The sequence below is a fragment of the Hamadaea sp. NPDC051192 genome, from assembly GCF_040682475.1.
Lineage (GTDB): Bacteria > Actinomycetota > Actinomycetes > Mycobacteriales > Micromonosporaceae > Hamadaea > Hamadaea flava.
Window position 1 is genome coordinate 30,694 of sequence record NZ_JBFBAZ010000062.1, and the last position, 15,374, is coordinate 46,067.

The 15,374-nt window shown below is 71.4% G+C and carries 14 protein-coding genes and 1 pseudogene; 10 read left to right on the plus strand and 5 right to left on the minus strand.

The features are described from left to right. The first annotated feature begins 43 nt into the window (after positions 1-43). Positions 44-1,702 carry a response regulator transcription factor gene (locus AB0M47_RS24595; protein ID WP_363418048.1) on the plus strand — a complete coding sequence of 553 codons (1,659 nt, stop codon included), beginning with the start codon at positions 44-46 and terminating at the stop codon, positions 1,700-1,702. Between the two features lie 87 nt (positions 1,703-1,789). Beyond that, on the plus strand, positions 1,790-2,905 hold the full coding sequence (locus AB0M47_RS24600; protein WP_363418051.1) for an NAD(P)/FAD-dependent oxidoreductase: 1,116 nt from the start codon (positions 1,790-1,792) through the stop codon (positions 2,903-2,905). Here AB0M47_RS24600 and AB0M47_RS24605 read toward each other — a convergent pair. Beyond that, positions 2,872-3,579 carry an SDR family NAD(P)-dependent oxidoreductase gene (locus AB0M47_RS24605; protein WP_363418053.1) on the minus strand — a complete coding sequence of 236 codons (708 nt, stop codon included), beginning with the start codon at positions 3,577-3,579 and terminating at the stop codon, positions 2,872-2,874. The genes AB0M47_RS24600 and AB0M47_RS24605 overlap by 34 nt on opposite strands. 24 nt (positions 3,580-3,603) lie before the next feature. Here AB0M47_RS24605 and AB0M47_RS24610 point away from each other — a divergent pair, with 24 nt between their 5' ends. Further along, positions 3,604-4,014 carry a MerR family transcriptional regulator gene (locus AB0M47_RS24610; protein ID WP_363418056.1) on the plus strand — a complete coding sequence of 137 codons (411 nt, stop codon included), beginning with the start codon at positions 3,604-3,606 and terminating at the stop codon, positions 4,012-4,014. Here the strand turns inward: AB0M47_RS24610 and AB0M47_RS24615 are convergent. Continuing rightward, positions 3,954-4,868: a helix-turn-helix transcriptional regulator gene (locus tag AB0M47_RS24615; protein WP_363418059.1), complete on the minus strand. Its 915-nt coding sequence runs from the start codon at positions 4,866-4,868 to the stop codon at positions 3,954-3,956. The two genes, AB0M47_RS24610 and AB0M47_RS24615, sit on opposite strands and share 61 nt — an antisense overlap. A gap of 151 nt (positions 4,869-5,019) precedes the next feature. Between AB0M47_RS24615 and AB0M47_RS24620 the strand changes: the two genes are divergently transcribed. The 3 genes from AB0M47_RS24620 to AB0M47_RS24630 all read left to right on the plus strand — a co-directional run bounded on the left by AB0M47_RS24620 (position 5,020) and on the right by AB0M47_RS24630 (position 9,844). Next, positions 5,020-6,516: an MFS transporter gene (locus tag AB0M47_RS24620; protein ID WP_363418062.1), complete on the plus strand. Its 1,497-nt coding sequence runs from the start codon at positions 5,020-5,022 to the stop codon at positions 6,514-6,516. 219 nt (positions 6,517-6,735) lie between these two features. Then, positions 6,736-8,904 (plus strand): ATP-binding cassette domain-containing protein, encoded by a 2,169-nt coding sequence (locus tag AB0M47_RS24625; RefSeq protein ID WP_363418065.1) that lies wholly within the window; start codon positions 6,736-6,738, stop codon positions 8,902-8,904. Between the two features lie 121 nt (positions 8,905-9,025). Next, a complete protein-coding gene (locus tag AB0M47_RS24630) occupies positions 9,026-9,844 on the plus strand; it encodes a DNA-formamidopyrimidine glycosylase family protein (RefSeq protein ID WP_363418068.1) in 819 nt (272 codons plus the stop codon). 1 nt (position 9,845) lies between these two features. On the opposite strand, the gene AB0M47_RS24635 is transcribed toward AB0M47_RS24630, so the two are convergent. Then, entirely contained in the window at positions 9,846-10,145 is a 300-nt protein-coding gene (locus AB0M47_RS24635; RefSeq protein WP_363418070.1) for an STAS domain-containing protein, read from the minus strand. Between the two features lie 31 nt (positions 10,146-10,176). After that, on the minus strand, positions 10,177-10,656 hold the full coding sequence (locus AB0M47_RS24640) for an ATP-binding protein (RefSeq protein ID WP_363418072.1): 480 nt from the start codon (positions 10,654-10,656) through the stop codon (positions 10,177-10,179). 182 nt (positions 10,657-10,838) lie between these two features. Here AB0M47_RS24640 and AB0M47_RS24645 point away from each other — a divergent pair, with 182 nt between their 5' ends. Both AB0M47_RS24645 and AB0M47_RS24650 read left to right on the plus strand, forming a co-directional pair. Further along, positions 10,839-12,599 carry a glycoside hydrolase family 15 protein gene (locus AB0M47_RS24645; RefSeq protein ID WP_363418074.1) on the plus strand — a complete coding sequence of 587 codons (1,761 nt, stop codon included), beginning with the start codon at positions 10,839-10,841 and terminating at the stop codon, positions 12,597-12,599. Positions 12,600-12,640: 41 nt separating this feature from the next. Next, positions 12,641-13,225 (plus strand): DinB family protein, encoded by a 585-nt coding sequence (locus AB0M47_RS24650; protein WP_363418076.1) that lies wholly within the window; start codon positions 12,641-12,643, stop codon positions 13,223-13,225. 10 nt (positions 13,226-13,235) lie between these two features. On the opposite strand, the gene AB0M47_RS24655 is transcribed toward AB0M47_RS24650, so the two are convergent. Continuing rightward, positions 13,236-14,381 (minus strand): AI-2E family transporter, encoded by a 1,146-nt coding sequence (locus tag AB0M47_RS24655; RefSeq protein WP_363418078.1) that lies wholly within the window; start codon positions 14,379-14,381, stop codon positions 13,236-13,238. 79 nt (positions 14,382-14,460) lie between these two features. Between AB0M47_RS24655 and AB0M47_RS24660 the strand changes: the two genes are divergently transcribed. Continuing rightward, a complete protein-coding gene (locus tag AB0M47_RS24660) occupies positions 14,461-14,979 on the plus strand; it encodes a TlpA disulfide reductase family protein (protein ID WP_363418080.1) in 519 nt (172 codons plus the stop codon). After that, positions 14,976-15,374 (plus strand): annotated as a pseudogene (locus tag AB0M47_RS24665) (hypothetical protein); the annotation flags it as partial. The gene AB0M47_RS24660 and the pseudogene AB0M47_RS24665, both read left to right, overlap by 4 nt.

Genomic DNA, 15,374 nt, shown 5'->3' on the forward strand with positions numbered 1-15,374 from the left:
TCAGCTGCGAGGACTCTTTTCCGGCGTCGGGTGTGGAGGCTGCGTGGCGGCGATCGAGCAGGCCGATCCGAGCCCCGACCTCGCCGCGGGCCGGACTGCCGCACAGGAGCATGCCTGGGCCGACTGCTACGCGCTGCTGTCCCGGGCCGCCGAAGCGGGTCCGCTGCGCCCCGACGACCTGTCCCTGCTCGCCACGGCCGCGTACCTGCGGGGTGAGCTGCCCGTCTGCGTGGACGCGCTGCGGCAGGCGTACGAGTGGGAAGTCCGGGAGCAGCACCCGCGCCAGGCGGCCCGCGCCGCGTTCTGGGCGTCGTTCGCGCTGGGCAACCAGCGTGAGATCGGCCAGGCGAGCGGCTGGCTGGCGCGAGCCGAGTCGCTACTGGCCGCCGAGCCGGCCGACTGTGCCGAACGTGGGCTGGTGCTGGCGGCGTACGCCTTCCGCAGCAACACGGCGGGTGACTTCGAGCAGGGGGCTGCCTTCGCCCGGCAGGCGATGGAGATCGGCCGCCGCACGGGTGATCCGGACGTGCACGGTCTGGCGCTGACCCAGTGCGGCGGCGCCCTGGTCAAACTCGGCCAGGCGGCGGAGGCGGTGCCGGTCCTCGACGAGGCGATGCTCGCCGTCGTGAGCCGCGAGATCTCGCCGATCGCCGCCGGGACCGTCTACTGCGTCGTCATCTCGATCTTCAGCGAGATGGCCGAGATCCGCCGGGCGCAGGAGTGGACCGACGCGCTGACCGGCTGGCTGGACCAGCAGCACAACCTGATCGTGTTCTCCGGACGATGCCTGGTGCACCGCGCGGAGCTGCGCCAGCTGCACGGCGACTGGCCAGGGGCGGTCGAGGAGGCCGAGCGCGCCTGTGATCGCCTGTCCCGGTCGCCCGAGGTGGCCTCCAGCGGCGGCGCGCGCTATCAGCAGGCGGAGGTGCTGCGCCGGTGGGGCAACTACGCGGCGGCCGAGCAGGCGTACCGGGCGGCCGGTGAATGGGGCCACGAGCTGTGCCCGGGGCTGGCGTTGCTGCGGCTCGCCCAGGGCGACCCGGCCGCCGCACGGTCGGCGCTGCGGCGGGCCCTCGGCGAGACCACGGACCGCCTGCGCCGCATACGCCTGCTGCCGGCCCAGGTCGAGGTCGAACTGGCCGCCGACGACGTGGCGAGCGCCGTGGCGGCGGCGACCGAGCTGGCGGCGATCGCTGATCAGTTCGCGGCTCCGGCGCTGCGCGCCCAGGCCCATCACGCGCGCGGAGCGGTGCTGCTCGCCGAGGAGAACCCGGCGGCCGCGCTCTCCGAGCTGCGCTCGGCCGCCCGGCTCTGGCGCGACCTCGACGTGCCCTACGAGGGGGCCCGCGCGCGGGTCCTGATCGCGCTGGCCTGCCGGGCGTTGGGCGACGAGGACACGGCCGCCCTGGAACTGGCGGCGGCGGACGCGGTCTTCGCCCAGCTCGGCGCACGCCCGGACCGGGCGCGGGTGGCCGGCCTCGGGCGGGTCCCCGTCCCGCCGTCGCACGGCTTGACCGCCCGTGAGCTGCAGGTGCTGCGGCTGGTGGCGACCGGGCGGACCAACAGCGCCATCGCCCGGGAGCTGTCGTTGTCCGAGAAGACGGTCGAACGGCACCTCAGCAACGTCTTCACCAAGATCGGCGTGTCGTCGCGGGCGGCTGCCACGGCGTACGCCTTCCAGCAGCGGTTGATCGACCCATAGGGTGCGGGAAATCCCCCATACGATTCCCGCAGTGAGTGCGGGATTCTGCCGAAGCGCGCGTACCGGGGTCGCTCATAGCGTCGAGGCATGAGTACGAACCATGTCGAGACGCTGATCATCGGAGCCGGCCAGGCGGGTCTGGCTACCGGTTACCACCTGCGGAAACTGGGCCGATCGTGCCTCATCCTGGACGAGCACGACGAGGTCGGCGAAGTCTGGCGGCGGCGCTGGGACTCACTGCGGCTGTTCACCCCGGCCCGCTACGACGGGCTGCCGGGCATGGCCTTCCCTGGCCCCGGATTCGCCTTCCCGACCAAGGATCAGATGGCCGACTACCTTCAGGCGTACGCCGAACGATTCCAGCTGGACGTGCAGACCGGCGTACGGGTCGACGCTTTGTCGCGTAACGGCGACGGCTTCCTCGTCGACGCGGGCGCACGCCAGTTCGCCGCCGACAACGTCGTCGTCGCCATGGGCAACCAGCAGCGGCCGAAGCTGCCCGCGTACGCCGCCGAGCTGCATCCGGGCATCACCCAGCTGCACTCGATCGCGTACCGCAACCCGGGGCAGCTCCAGCCCGGCACCGTCCTGGTCGTCGGGGCGGGCAACTCCGGCGCCGAGATCGGGATCGAACTCGCGCGTACGCACGAGGTCGTGCTCGCCGGCCGCGACACCGGGCACCTGCCGTTCCGGATCGCCGGGCTGCCGAGCCGGCTGCTGCTGAGCCGGATCGTGCTCCGGCTGGTCTTCCACCGGCTGCTGACGGTGGCGACGCCGATCGGCCGCAAGGCTCGGGCCGCCGCCCGCGCCGGCGGCGGGCCGCTGATCAGGACCCGGCCGTCCGAGCTGGCGGCGGCCGAGGTGATCCGGGCGCCGAAGATGACCGGCGTGCAGGACGGCCTGCCCGTGCTCGCCGACGGACAGGTGATCGCCGCCGACAACGTCGTGTGGTGCACCGGCTACGAGCCGGGCTTCTCGTGGGTGAACCTGCCGGTGCTCGACGGCGACGAACCCCGGCACGAGCGTGGCGTCGTGCCGGAGGTCCCCGGGCTCTATTTCACCGGCCTGCACTTCCAGTACGCGTTCTCCTCCGGCATGGTCCAGGGCGCGGGCCGCGACGCCGAGCGCGTGGCGAAGGCGATCGCGGCCCGTTCCGTCACCGTGCCGGTTCACCAGGGCAGGGTGCCGTTGACGTCGACGTAGCCGCCGGTGGGGCCGTCCGGTCCCAGGCAGGCCATCCGCACGATGATCTCGGCGCCCTGCGCCACCGTCTGATGGCCGGTGTTGCCGTTGAGGTCGGTCTTGGTGAAGCCCGGTTCGACGGCGTTGATCCGGATCCCCGGGTACGCCTTGGCGTACTGCACGGTGACCATGTTCAGGGCGGTCTTCGACGCCGGATACGCCACCCCGGGATAGGCGTACGCCGGAGTGCCGGGCGCGGTGACGCGGGTCAACGAGGCCAGGCCGCTGCTGACGTTGACGACGACGGGGGCGGCCGAACGCAGCAGCAGCGGCAGGAACGCGTGCAGGACGCGTACCGGGCCGAAGACGTTGGTCTCGAACGTCTGGCGCATCATCTCGGCGGTGAGGCCGTCCGCGCCGACGATGCCGCCGTCGTGCATCTCGACCTGGGTTCCGGCGTTGTTGACCAGCACGTCCAGTCCCCCGTCGGCGGCGATGCGCTGGGCGGCGGCCGCGACGGAGGCGTCGTCGGTGACGTCGAGCTGGACGGCGCGTACGCCGAGCCGCCGAGCCGTCAGGTCACCGCGCGCGGCGTCGCGGCTTCCGATGTAGACGGTGTGGCCGGCGTCCTTCAGGCGGCGGGCGGTCTCGTGGCCGAGGCCCTTGGTCCCGCCCGTGATCAGGGTGGTTGTCATGATCACGAGGCTAGAATTGCGAGCGTGCTCGAAGTCAAGGGCCTGACCATCGCCGAGGCGGCGCGGCGTACCGGGGTCAGCGTGCACACGCTGCGGTACTACGAACGCGCCGGGCTGGTCGTCACGGTCGGGCGAACCGCCACCGGGCGGCGGCGCTACCAGCAGATCGACCTGGACTGGATCACGATCTGCACCCGGTTGCGCGCCACCGGCATGCCCATCCGCACCATCCGCCGGTACGCCGAGCTCGTGGCCGCCGGGCGGGGCAACGAGAAGGAACGGCTGGCGCTGCTGGAGTCGCACCGCGCCGAGGTCGCCGCTCAGCTGGACGAGCTGCGGCAGAACCTCGCCGCCATCGATCACAAGATCGACGTCTACCGGGACCGGGTCGACGCCGGGGACACCGACGGGCTCTGGGAACCCGGGGCGGGCTGAGCGGGCGCCGTGGCCGCCAGCAGGCGCAGTGCGGCGTCCGACGGCGTACCGGGGGCGGCGGTGTAGGTGATGATGCGGCTGCCGTTGCCGTCGGGCAGGTGCAGCAGTTCGAAGTCCAGCTCGAGCGGGCCGACCTCGGGATGCCGGAACTGCTTGGTGCCGGTCATGCAGTTCTGCACCGACTGCCGGGACCACAGCCCGGCGAATTCCCGGCTCTTCACCGACAGCTCGCCGACCAGTTCGGCCAGCTCCCGGTCGTCGGGATAGGTGCCGGTGACCAGCCGCAGCGAGGCGACCGCGCGGGCGGCCTCCTCCTTCCATCGTGGATAGAGGTCGGCGGTGTGCGGGTCGCAGAACAGCATGCGGGTCAGGTTGGGCCGATCGGCGATCCGGTCGGGCGCGTCGAAGTCGTAGTGCCCGGCCAGCAGCAGATGGCCGAGCCGGTTCCAGGCGAGCACGTCGCTGCGCCGGTCCATGACGACGGCCGGGACGCCGGTCATCGCGGCCACCAACTGGCGTACGCCAGACCGGGCGGTCTGCGGGCGCGGCGGCCGGGGACGCCGGCCGGGCCGCGGGCGGGCCAGATTGTGCAGGTGAGCGCGTTCGTCGTCGGACAGGTTGAGCGCCCGGCCGATCGCGTCGATCACCGACTCCGAGGCGTTGGCGCTCTGCCCCTGCTCCAGCCGCGTGTAGTAGGTGAGGCTGACCCCGGCGAGCTGGGCGAGTTCCTCGCGGCGCAGGCCCGGCACCCGGCGAGCGCCGTACGAGGCCAGGCCGACGTCCTGCGGGGACAGCCGGGCGCGGCGGCTGCGGAGGAACTCGCCGAGGTCGGTGCCGGTCGTTTCGCTGCTCATGATCACAGTGTGCCTCGCGATGGCGGGCGCTGCCTGTCCCTGTCAGTGATAGGCAGCCGCTGACCAGCCAGACCGCGGTCTGGCACGGGCTCTTTGGTCCGCCGCAGAGTGAAGCGCATCCCGATCATCACTGCGGAAGGACACGATCGCCATGGCGGTCATCGACCAGATCCACACGACGGCCCCGGCCGTGCCAGCGGACACCGCGGCCCCAGCCGCGCAAGCGGACACGGCGGCCCCGGCCGCGCAGACCGGCACGGCGGCGCTGGGCCGGCGAGACCGGCTCACCCTGCTCGTCCTGCTGACGGCCGGATTCACCCTCGCCGTCGACTTCTCGATCCTCAACGTCGCGCTGCCGGTGATCGGCGCGGACGTCGGCCTGCCGCTGCACGCCTTGCAGTGGATCGCGACCGCCTTCGCACTGTGCGCCGCCGGGTTCACGCTGCTGTTCGGGCGCATCGCCGACCTGTTCGGGCGGCGTCGGCTGTTCCTGGGCGGGATGGCGCTGCTGGGCCTCTCGTCGCTGGCCGGGGGGCTGGCCACCACGCCGGGCGTACTGCTGACAGCGCGGGCGTTGCAGGGCCTGGCGACCGCCGCCGTCACCCCGGCCGCGTTGTCGCTGCTGACGACGTCGTTCGGCGAAGGGCCGCGCCGGGACAAGGCGCTGGGTCTCAACGGCGCGCTCACCGCCGCCGGGTTCACCACCGGCGCGATCCTCGGCGGGGTCGTGACCGACCTGCTCAGCTGGCGGTGGGCGTTCTTCATCAACGTGGTCGTGGCCGTCGTGGTGCTGCCGATCGCCCTGCGCGTCCTGCCGGAGAGCCGCCCGGCGGTGCGGCCGTCGCTCGACTTGTCCGGCGCGGTGACGGTCACGCTCGGACTGCTGGCCTTGGTGTACGGGTTGACCACCGCCGGGCAGACGTCCTGGGGTGATCCGCAGGTGGTCGGCTCGCTCGCGGCCGCGGTCGCCTTGCTGGCCGCGTTCTGGGCGATCGAACGCCGGCACCGCCAGCCGCTCGTGCCGGTCGCGGTGCTGCGGCGGCCGACAGTGGCCTGGGGCAACGTCGCCGGGCTGCTGGCCTTCGCCACCGAGACGTCGCTGGTCTTCCTGCTGACCCTGTACCTGCAGGATGTGCTCGGCTACTCGCCGCTGGCCGCCGGGCTGGCGTTCTCGGTGCTCGGCGCGGGCACCGTCACCGGCGGACTGCTCGGCCCGCGGATCATCGGCCGGGTCGGCGCCAAGACCGGCATCGTGGCCGCGTTGCTGGTGCAGGCCGCCGCCACGATCCCGCTGGTGTTCCTGGGTTCGGAGCCCAGCTGGATCGGCCTGCTGCTGCCGGCGACCTTCCTCGGCGGCGTCGCCAACCTGGTCGCCATCGTCGGCTTCATGGTCACCGCCACGTCCGGACTGCCGAACGCCGAGCAGGGTCTGGCCACCGGTCTGACGACGATGAGCCAGCAGGTCGGCATCACGCTCGGCATCCCGGTCATGTCCGCGGTCGTCGCCGGTTCGCTGGGCAGTCGCACCGGTTCCGGCGCGATGCTGGGCGCGGTCACGACCGCCATCGCGGTCAACGCCGCCTTGTGCCTGATCGCGGCGGTCCTGATCGGCTTCTTCCTGCGTACGCGGACGCGGCGCGACGCCTGACGGAGTCGTCCATCTCCGATCGAGCCCGGTTCTCACGGCGTGCCACGCCGCGGGGAGCCGGGCCGGTCGCGCACACCGTTCCGGTCGAGCCCCGACGCCGCTTCGAGCCGACCGACTGTGCCTATTGTTCCGGTCGAGCCCGGTCCTTGCGGCTGACGCCGCGTCGAGCCGGACCGACCGGGCAGCACGCCGACTTGACGGCTTCGGCATGATAGGCCGGTGACTTCGAGCGGCCAGGACGGCACCGACGCCCTCACACCGGTGGCAGTGCTAGACGACAAGGGCAGAATCCGGATCGGTCGCGATCCGGGTAACGACATCGTGCTGCCGGACCTGTGGGTCTCCGGCTCGCACGCGGAGATCAGACGCGTCGGCGCTGGTCATCAGCTGGTGGACCTGGGGAGCACCAACGGTGTCCACCACAATGGACGGCGCGTGCAGAAGGGCGATCTCAAGCCGGGCGACCGGTTCACCGTCGGCCGGCACGAGTTCCTGTACGACGGGTCCCGGCTGTACCAGCACGACGACCAGGGACCGACCTCCTTCGTGGCGGACGACATCACGGTGGATGTCGGCAAGGCGACATTGCTGGACGATGTCAGCTTCGCGTTGCAGCAGGGCACTCTGCTCGGCATCATCGGGCCGAGCGGCTGCGGCAAGTCCACTCTGGTCAAGGCGATGACCGGCTTCCAGAAGCCGTCGCGCGGCGGGCTGCTCTACGACGGGCGTGACCTGTACGAGCACTATTCCGAGCTGCGCCACCGCATCGGCATGGTGCCGCAGGACGACGTGCTGCACCGGCAGCTGTCCGTGCAGCGGGCGCTGCGCTTCTCCGCCTCCCTGCGGTTCGCCGACGACGTGCCGCGCAAGCAGCGCAAGGAGCGCGTCGGCGAGGTGCTGGAGCTGCTGGGCCTGAGCGAGCGGGCCAAGCAGCGCATCGACACGCTGTCCGGCGGCCAGCGCAAGCGCACCTCGGTCGCGCTGGAGCTGCTGACCGAGCCGTCGCTGCTGGCCCTCGACGAGCCGACCTCGGGCCTGGACCCGGCCCTGGACAAGGAGGTCATGCGGGAGCTGCGGCTGCTGGCCGACCGTGGGCGTACCGTCGTCGTGGTCACGCACAGCGTGCTGCATCTGGACATCTGCGACCGCGTCATGGTCATGTGCATGGGCGGCCACATGGGCTTCTTCGGCCCGCCGGACGAGGTGCTGCCGTTCTTCGGCGCCGAGGACTACGCCGACGTCTTCCACAAGGTCACCAACGAGCCGCGGCGCTGGGCGCAGGAGTTCCGCAACTCCGAGATCTACCGCCGCTACATCGGTGAGGTGGCGGAGGAACTGGCCCGCGTCGGCGACGCGCGCAAGGAACTGGTGACAGTGGCCGCTGCCGCGGTGGAGGAGCCCGTCGAGGCCGAGCCCGCCGAAGTGGAACCCGTCGCCGTCGTGGCCGATCCGCCGGTGCCCCGGCAGGCGGGCGCGCCGGAGGCCGAGACGACCCGGTTCGCCGATGCCAGCAAACCGGCGCAGGCCAGTCCTACCGGCGTACAAGATCTGTCCATGAAGGATCGTGCGCGGCATCCGCGCGCGCCGCTGCGGGCTTTCGTGACGCTGTGCTGGCGGATGCTGGCGGTGATCGCCTCGGACCGGGGGTACGCCGCGTTCTTGCTGGGATTGCCGTTGGCGCTGGCGGTGCTGAGCCGGGCGGTGCCGGGTGACAAGGGGCTGAGCGCGGACCCGGAGGGGTTCGCGCTGGAGGGGCAGCGGCTCATCGTCGTGTTCGTGATCGGCGCGGCGTTCATGGGCGTGGCGGTCGCGATCCGGGAGATCGTCAACGAACAGTCGATCTACCGCCGCGAACGGGCGATCGGCCTGTCCCCCACCGCCTACCTGCTGTCGAAGGTCGTCGTCTTCCTGGTCATCGACGCGATCCAGTGCGCGATCTTCGTCTACCTGGCGATGTTCGGCCGGCCCAAGCCTCCTGCGGCGTTGGTGTTCGGCGATCCGATGATCGAGATCACCCTGGCGGCCACGCTGGTCGCGGTCGCGTCGACCTCGATCGGCCTGCTGGCCAGCGCGTTGGTACGCACGACGGAGCAGACGACGCCGATCCTGGTCGTCAGCGTCATGTTCCAGCTGGTTCTGTCGGGTGGTCTGTTCGAGATCACCGGCCAGAAGGCGCTGGAGATCATCTCGACGATCGACCCGTCCCGGTGGGGGTTCGCCGCCGGGGCCGCCACGACCAACCTGGTCGGGTTCCCGTTCCCGGAGGCGATCTGGGCCCCGACCGCGTTCAACTGGTGGCGCGCGGTGCTGGTGCTGGTCCTGCAGATCGCGGTGTTGCTGGTGGCGGCGCGGTTCGCGCTACGACGGTTCGAACCCGGCCGCAACTGACGTTGTCCGCCGGTTAGGCGTTGGCGCTGGATCAGGGATCCGGGTCGAATCTTGGGTCAAGATTCGACTTGGATCCCTGATCCAGCACGGAACCAGCGCGGCATCCACTAGTTTGGTCGGCATGCCGGAATTGCCGGAGGTCGAGTCCGCCCGCCAGGTCATCGACCGGTACGCGCTCGGCCGGGTGATCGCCGAGGTCGACGACTCCGACACCTACGTGTGCCGGCCGCATACGCCGGGGGAGATCCGGTCGGCGTTGCTGGGCCGGCGGCTGTCGGCGGTCCATCGGCGCGGCAAGAGCATGTGGTGCGAGACCACGGGCGTCGGGCGTACGCGTAAGCCGGGTCCACTGCTGGGCTTCCATCTGGGGATGTCGGGCAAGATCGTGGTCGCCGACCGGCGGGGGTCCGAGGTGGACGGCGGCGACTACTGGGAACGCGGTCGCAAACCTGGTGATCTGCGGTTCGCCCGGTTTCGGCTGACCTTCGCCGACGGCGGTTACCTGGCGCTGATCGACCCGCGCCGGCTGGGCCGCGTACGCCTCGATCCGCCGGTCGAGAAACTCGGCCCGGACGCCGCCGTCGTCACCCGCCCGGAGTTCCAGTCGGCGATGAGCCGGGGGACGATCGCGGTCAAGGCCCGCCTGCTGGATCAGGAGGCGCTGGCCGGAGTCGGCAATCTGCTGGCCGATCAGGCGCTGTGGGCTGCCCGGATCCGCCCGTCCCGGCCGGTCGACGAGTTGACCGACGACGACGTCGACCGGCTCTACGACGGCGTACGCGAATCGGTCGCCGACAGCCTGGCCGACGGCGGTGTGCATACGCTGTCGTTCTTTCCCGCTCGGCGGGCCGGGGGCGTCTGTCCGCGCTGCGGAGCGGCGTTGCAGGTCGGCGTGGTGGGCACACGGACGACCTGGTGGTGCCCGGTCGAGCAGGTCTGACTCAGGCGCGCCGGGTCAGCTCGGTGAGCACGCCGGACACCTGCAGGATCGTCTGGACCATGCCGCGTACGTTGACGACGTAGAGGGCCCGGCCGTCCTCGCCCGCTTGGCGTTGCGCCGAGACCAGCGCGCCGATGCCGGCTGAGTCGCAGTAGGTCAGTGCGGCCAGGTCGAGTTCCACGACCTCGGCGGGCGCTTCGCGCACGGCCTGCGCGAGCAGCGCCTTCGATTCCAGGTCGAGCTCGCCGGCCAGGGCGACCCTGGTGATGGCGGCATCGCCGGAGATCTCGACGCTCAACATCGCTTCACCCTAACGTGGTCTGATCAATGTTTCACCGGTCGTCGTACGCGTCCAGGGTCTCGTCGAGCGGGTCGTCGGGCGGGCCGGGCGGGCGTACCTCGATCATGGCGGTGACGGTCGTGCCGAGCGGGCTGGAGTCGACCGCGAACCGGTCGGAGAAGACGCGGGCGAGCCACAGCCCGCGGCCGCTCGGAGCCGACGGCGAGGGCGGCCGCCAGCCGGCCCGGTGGCTGCGCGGAATGCCCGGTCCCCGGTCGAACGCCTGACAGACCAGCCGCCCGCGGTACATCGCGACCTGCAGGCGGCCGTCGCCGTCGCAGTGCACGACGATGTTCGCGACGAGTTCGGTCGCGACGAGGGCGAGCACCGACCGGGTGCGCGGCGGTACGCCCCAACGGGCGCATTCGTCGTCGAGCTGCCGCCGGATCGGCTCCAGGTCCGCCGAGCCGAACGGGCCGTCGATCAGCAGGCGACGCCGGTCCACGAGGGGGCGGTCGGGCGAGTCGGGCATGCGGTCCTTCCAGTCGCCGGGGGGCTGTCCGGTCGACTGCTACCCTGCCACGCCGCCGCGCTAACCTGCGTTGCCCTTTATGCCCGAAACATGCAGACACGAGGCGTCCGGCATGATAGGCCGTGACACTAGGACATGCCGGATGCCGCGGCATCCGGCCGGAGAACCGGGATCAGGGGAGCATGCCGCAGCGTATCGAGGATTACGGGCTCATCGGGGACCTGCACACCGGCGCGCTCGTCGGGCGCGACGGTTCGGTCGACTGGCTGTGCCTGCCCCGGTTCGACGCTCCCGCGTGCTTCGCCGCGCTGCTCGGCGGTCCGGAGGCCGGGTTCTGGCAGCTGGCGCCCGCCGATGGCGGTCCGGCGACGCGACGGCGCTACCGCGGCGACTCGTTGATCCTGGAGTCGGAGTGGGAGTCCGCCCAGGGCACCGTCCGGGTCGTCGACTTCATGCCGCCCCGGGGTGAGGCCGCCGACATCGTGCGCGTCGTCGAAGGCCTCAGCGGCAGCGTCCCGATGCGGATGGCGCTGCGGCTGCGGTTCGACTACGGCCGCATCGTGCCCTGGGTACGCCACATCGGCGGCCAGCTGGCGGCGGTCGCCGGACCGGACGCGGCCTGGCTGAGCACCCCCATCGAGGTCTACGGCGAGGAGTTCACCAGCTACGCCGAGTTCACGGTGTCGGCCGGTCAGCGGGTGCCGTTCGTGCTGACCTATCGGCCGTCGCACGAGCCGAAGCCCAAGCACGTCGACCCGGATCAGGCGCTGGCCGACACCGAGCAGTTCTGGGCGGACTGGATGACCAGGTTCCGCTACGAGGGCCGCTGGCCGGAGCCGGTACGCCGGTCGCTGATCCTGCTCAAGGCGCTCACCTACGCGCCCACGGGCGGCATTCTGGCGGCGGCCACGACGTCGCTGCCCGAGCAGCCCGGCGGTCCCCGCAACTGGGACTACCGCTACTGCTGGCTGCGGGACGCCACGTTCACCCTGCAGGCGTTGCTCGGCACGGGTTTCGTGGCCGAGGCCAAGGCCTGGCGCGAGTGGCTGCTGCGGGCGGCCGCCGGCGACCCGGCCGATCTGCAGATCATGTACGGCATCGACGGCACGCGGCGGCTCACCGAGTACACCTTGGACTGGCTGCCCGGCTACGAGCAGTCGTCCCCCGTCCGGGTCGGCAACGCGGCCTCCGGCCAGTTCCAGCTCGACGTGTGGGGCGAGGTCCTCGACGGGCTGCACCAGTCGCGCGCGGTCGGCATGGGCGCGACCGACGAGGCCTGGGACCTGCAGCGGGCGTTGCTGGACTACCTCGAGAGCCACTGGGACGAGCCCGACAACGGGCTCTGGGAGGTCCGGGGCGACCGGCGGCACTTCGTGCACTCGAAGGTGATGGCCTGGACCGGCTTCGACCGCGCGGTGCAGGCCGTGGAGAAATTCGGGCTGCCCGGCGACGCCGACCGCTGGCGGGCCGCGCGCGAGGACGTGCACGCCGAGGTCTGCGAGCGCGGCTTCGACGCCGACCGCAACACGTTCACCCAGTTCTACGGCTCGCGCGGGCTGGACGCCGCGCTGCTGCTCCTGCCCCGCGTCGGCTTCCTGCCCTGGGACGACCCCCGGATCGCGGGCACCGTCGAGGCGCTGCAGCGCGAGCTGAGCCACGACGGCTTCCTGCTGCGCTACGACCCACGCGCCGACGGCGGCGTGGACGGCCTGCCCGGCTCCGAAGGCGCGTTCATCGCCTGCACGTTCTGGCTCGCCGAGGCGCTGTCCGGGATCGGCCGCGGCCGCGAGGCGGTGGACCTGTTCGAACGGCTGCTCACGCTCCGCAACGACCTGGGCATCCTCGCCGAGGAGTACGACCCCGTCGTGGGCCGCCACCTCGGCAACACGCCCCAGGCCTTCAGTCACGTCGGCCTGGTCAATGCCGCGCTGCGTCTCGGTTAATTCCCTTGTTATACGCACAAAGCCGTGACCAGGATGGCGACATGACCACCACAACCCGGCGAGCCGACATGTTCACCGAGGACGGCCGCCCCTCCGACGACGATCCCCGCGAGCACAGCCCCACGATGGGCGACGAACGCGCCACCCTCGCGGAAGCGCTGCGCTGCCAACGTCTCACACTGGAGATGAAGTGCGAAGGCCTGGACGCGGAGCAGATGGCCCGGCGCTCGGTCGAACCGTCGACGATGTCGCTGCTGGGCCTCGTACGCCATCTGGCCGAGGTCGAGCGCGCGACCTTCCGCGTGCTGATGGCCCGCCAGGACGTGCCCAAGCTGTATTGCTCGGAAACGAACCGGGACGGGGACTTCGACGGCGCGGTCGCCGACCCGCAGGTCGTCGCCGAGGCGTGGGCGGCCTGGCGAGCGGAGGTCGAGTTCTCCACCCGATTCCTCGCCGAGGCGCCGAGCCTCGACATCGTCGCCGACGATCCTGATAACAAGCACGGCAGCGGCGGCGGTTCGCTGTCGCTGCGCGACGTCGTGGTCGGCATGGTCGAGGAGTACGCCCGCCACATGGGCCACGTCGACCTGCTCCGCGAACGCATCGACGGCCGCATCGGTCAGTGACGCGGAACGGCTAGGCGGCCGCGGGCTGCTCCCCGTCGGCGTCCCCGGGGTCGTCGGCGTCGCCGCCCCCGGTATCTTCCACGTCGTCGGCGGGGACCATCGGGGTCAGGACGACTTTGACGGCGGCCGCGATCGGGATCGCCATGAGCGCGCCGACCAGGCCGAGCACGGCTCCGCCGATGAGCGCCACGACCAGCACGGCCACCGCCGACAGGTCGACGGCGTTGCGCATCACCCGGGGCTGGATCACATAGTTCTCGAACTGCTGGTACGCGATGAAGAAGATCAGCACGATGATCGAGCGCGGCCAGATCCCGACGGTCAGCAGCGACACCCCGACGCCGATCACCGCGCCGAGGGTCGCGCCGATCATCGGGATGAGGTCGGTGATGGCGACCGTGACGGCCAGCGGGACGGCGTACGGGACGCCGACGGCTTGCAGGCAGATGAAGGCGGCCACGCCGGCGATCAGCGAGATGACGATGTTGCCGATCATGTAGCCGCCGACCTTGTCCACGACGACGGTGACGATGTGCGCGCCGTGCCTGCGATGCGCGACTGGGAACAGACGCACGATCCCGCGCTGGAGGCGGGGCATGTCGGCCATGAAGTAGATCGACAGCACGAGCACGGTCAGCCCGGCGGCCACCGTGCCGAACAGCGCCTGGACGAAGCCGAGCGCGCCGTTGGCCACCTTTCCGGGCAGCTCGCCCGCGAGCGAGGTCAACCGGTCGGTCAAGTTGTATCGATCGGTGACCTCCTTGATCGCCTTCGACTTGTCCGACCAGGTCTGCACGTAGTTGGGCAGATTCTTCAGCAAGGTTCCGCTCTGGTCGACGACCGGCGGCACGATCGACCAGACGAACAGGCCGAACAGCGCGATCAGGACCAGGATCACGATGCTGACCGCCCAGCTGCGGCGCAGCCCCTTGCGTACCATCCAGCGCACGGCCGGGTCGAGGCTGACCGCGACGAACAACGCGATCAGCACCAGCACGAGGATCTTGCGGACGGTGTAGAGCCCCAGCACCACGGCAGCGACGGCGAACGCGCCAGCGGTGGCGGCGACCGCCCACCGGAACACGAGCGACGGCGGCACACGGTCCGCGAGCGACCGCTCGTTGTCTGCTGGAGACCGGTGCTCTGGCTCTGCCATCGTCCCATTCAAGCACGCACACGGAGCATGTACGCCATATGTATCCGCCCCTGTACCGCCGCCGCCTAGCGTGCCGCGGGTGGGCTTTCTGATCGCGGGACTTGTTCTGGTCGGGCTGCTCAGCCTGCTCAACCTGCTGCTGATCCTGGCCATGGCACGGCGGCTGCGTACGCCAGGCGTCCTCACCACAGTGCGAGCGGCGACGGGGCCGGTCGACCGGCAGCAACGCCGACCCGGCGACCGCGTCGCGTCGTTCAGCGGCCGCTTCGACGACACCGGGCTGGTCGCGTTCCTGTCCCCCAGCTGTCCGCCCTGCCAGGAGCTGCTGCCGGAGGTGCTCGCGTACGCCCGGGAGGCGGGTCCACGCCGGGTGCTGGCCGTGGTGGTCGACGACAACGAGGATCCGGCGAAGGTGGCCGAGGAGGTCGCCGCCTTCGACGGTCTGGCGCATGTCGTCGTCGCGCGTACGGGTGACGAGCTGACGGGCACGTTCGGGGTGGACGCGTATCCGGCGGTGTTCCTGATCGCGGCGGACGGCACGGTCGTGATGTCCGGTCACGATCTGGCCGGGGTGCCCCGCCCGGCCCGGGTCGCGTGAACCTGCGCTCGGCGGCCGCCCTGGTGTGGTCGGCCGGACCGGCGCAGCTGGCCGGAATCGTGCTGGTCCTGATCGGTTCGGCCGGGCTGCCGGTCGTGTCGGCCGTCCTGCTGCGCGACACGCTCGACGCGATCGCCGCCGGGCGTGCGGCGCTGGGGCCGATCGCCGGAGTCGCACTCGCCGGAGTCGTCGCCTGGGCCGCCACCCCCGTACGTGCGTACCTGGTGCTGGAGCTGGATCGGCGCGCCGGGATCGTCGCCCGGGACCGGCTCTACGAAGCGGTCGGCGCCCAGCCAGGACTGTCCCGTCTGGAGGATCCCGAGTACCTGAACCGGCTCTCCGTCGCGGCCACCTCCGGCGTACGCGCGCCAGTGGAGATCGTCGTGGGCACAGCC

Excerpts from the sequence above, each read along its gene's own strand:
- AB0M47_RS24645 (WP_363418074.1), top strand. The coding sequence starts at position 10,839 with ATGCCGCAGCGTATCGAGGATTACGGGCTCATCGGGGACCTGCACACC.
- AB0M47_RS24600 (WP_363418051.1), top strand. The coding sequence starts at position 1,790 with ATGAGTACGAACCATGTCGAGACGCTGATCATCGGAGCCGGCCAGGCG.
- AB0M47_RS24605 (WP_363418053.1), bottom strand. The coding sequence starts at position 3,579 with ATGACAACCACCCTGATCACGGGCGGGACCAAGGGCCTCGGCCACGAG.
- AB0M47_RS24630 (WP_363418068.1), top strand. The coding sequence starts at position 9,026 with ATGCCGGAATTGCCGGAGGTCGAGTCCGCCCGCCAGGTCATCGACCGG.
- AB0M47_RS24650 (WP_363418076.1), top strand. The coding sequence starts at position 12,641 with ATGACCACCACAACCCGGCGAGCCGACATGTTCACCGAGGACGGCCGC.
- AB0M47_RS24640 (WP_363418072.1), bottom strand. The coding sequence starts at position 10,656 with ATGCCCGACTCGCCCGACCGCCCCCTCGTGGACCGGCGTCGCCTGCTG.
- AB0M47_RS24615 (WP_363418059.1), bottom strand. The coding sequence starts at position 4,868 with ATGAGCAGCGAAACGACCGGCACCGACCTCGGCGAGTTCCTCCGCAGC.
- AB0M47_RS24655 (WP_363418078.1), bottom strand. The coding sequence starts at position 14,381 with ATGGCAGAGCCAGAGCACCGGTCTCCAGCAGACAACGAGCGGTCGCTC.
- AB0M47_RS24635 (WP_363418070.1), bottom strand. The coding sequence starts at position 10,145 with ATGTTGAGCGTCGAGATCTCCGGCGATGCCGCCATCACCAGGGTCGCC.
- AB0M47_RS24620 (WP_363418062.1), top strand. The coding sequence starts at position 5,020 with ATGGCGGTCATCGACCAGATCCACACGACGGCCCCGGCCGTGCCAGCG.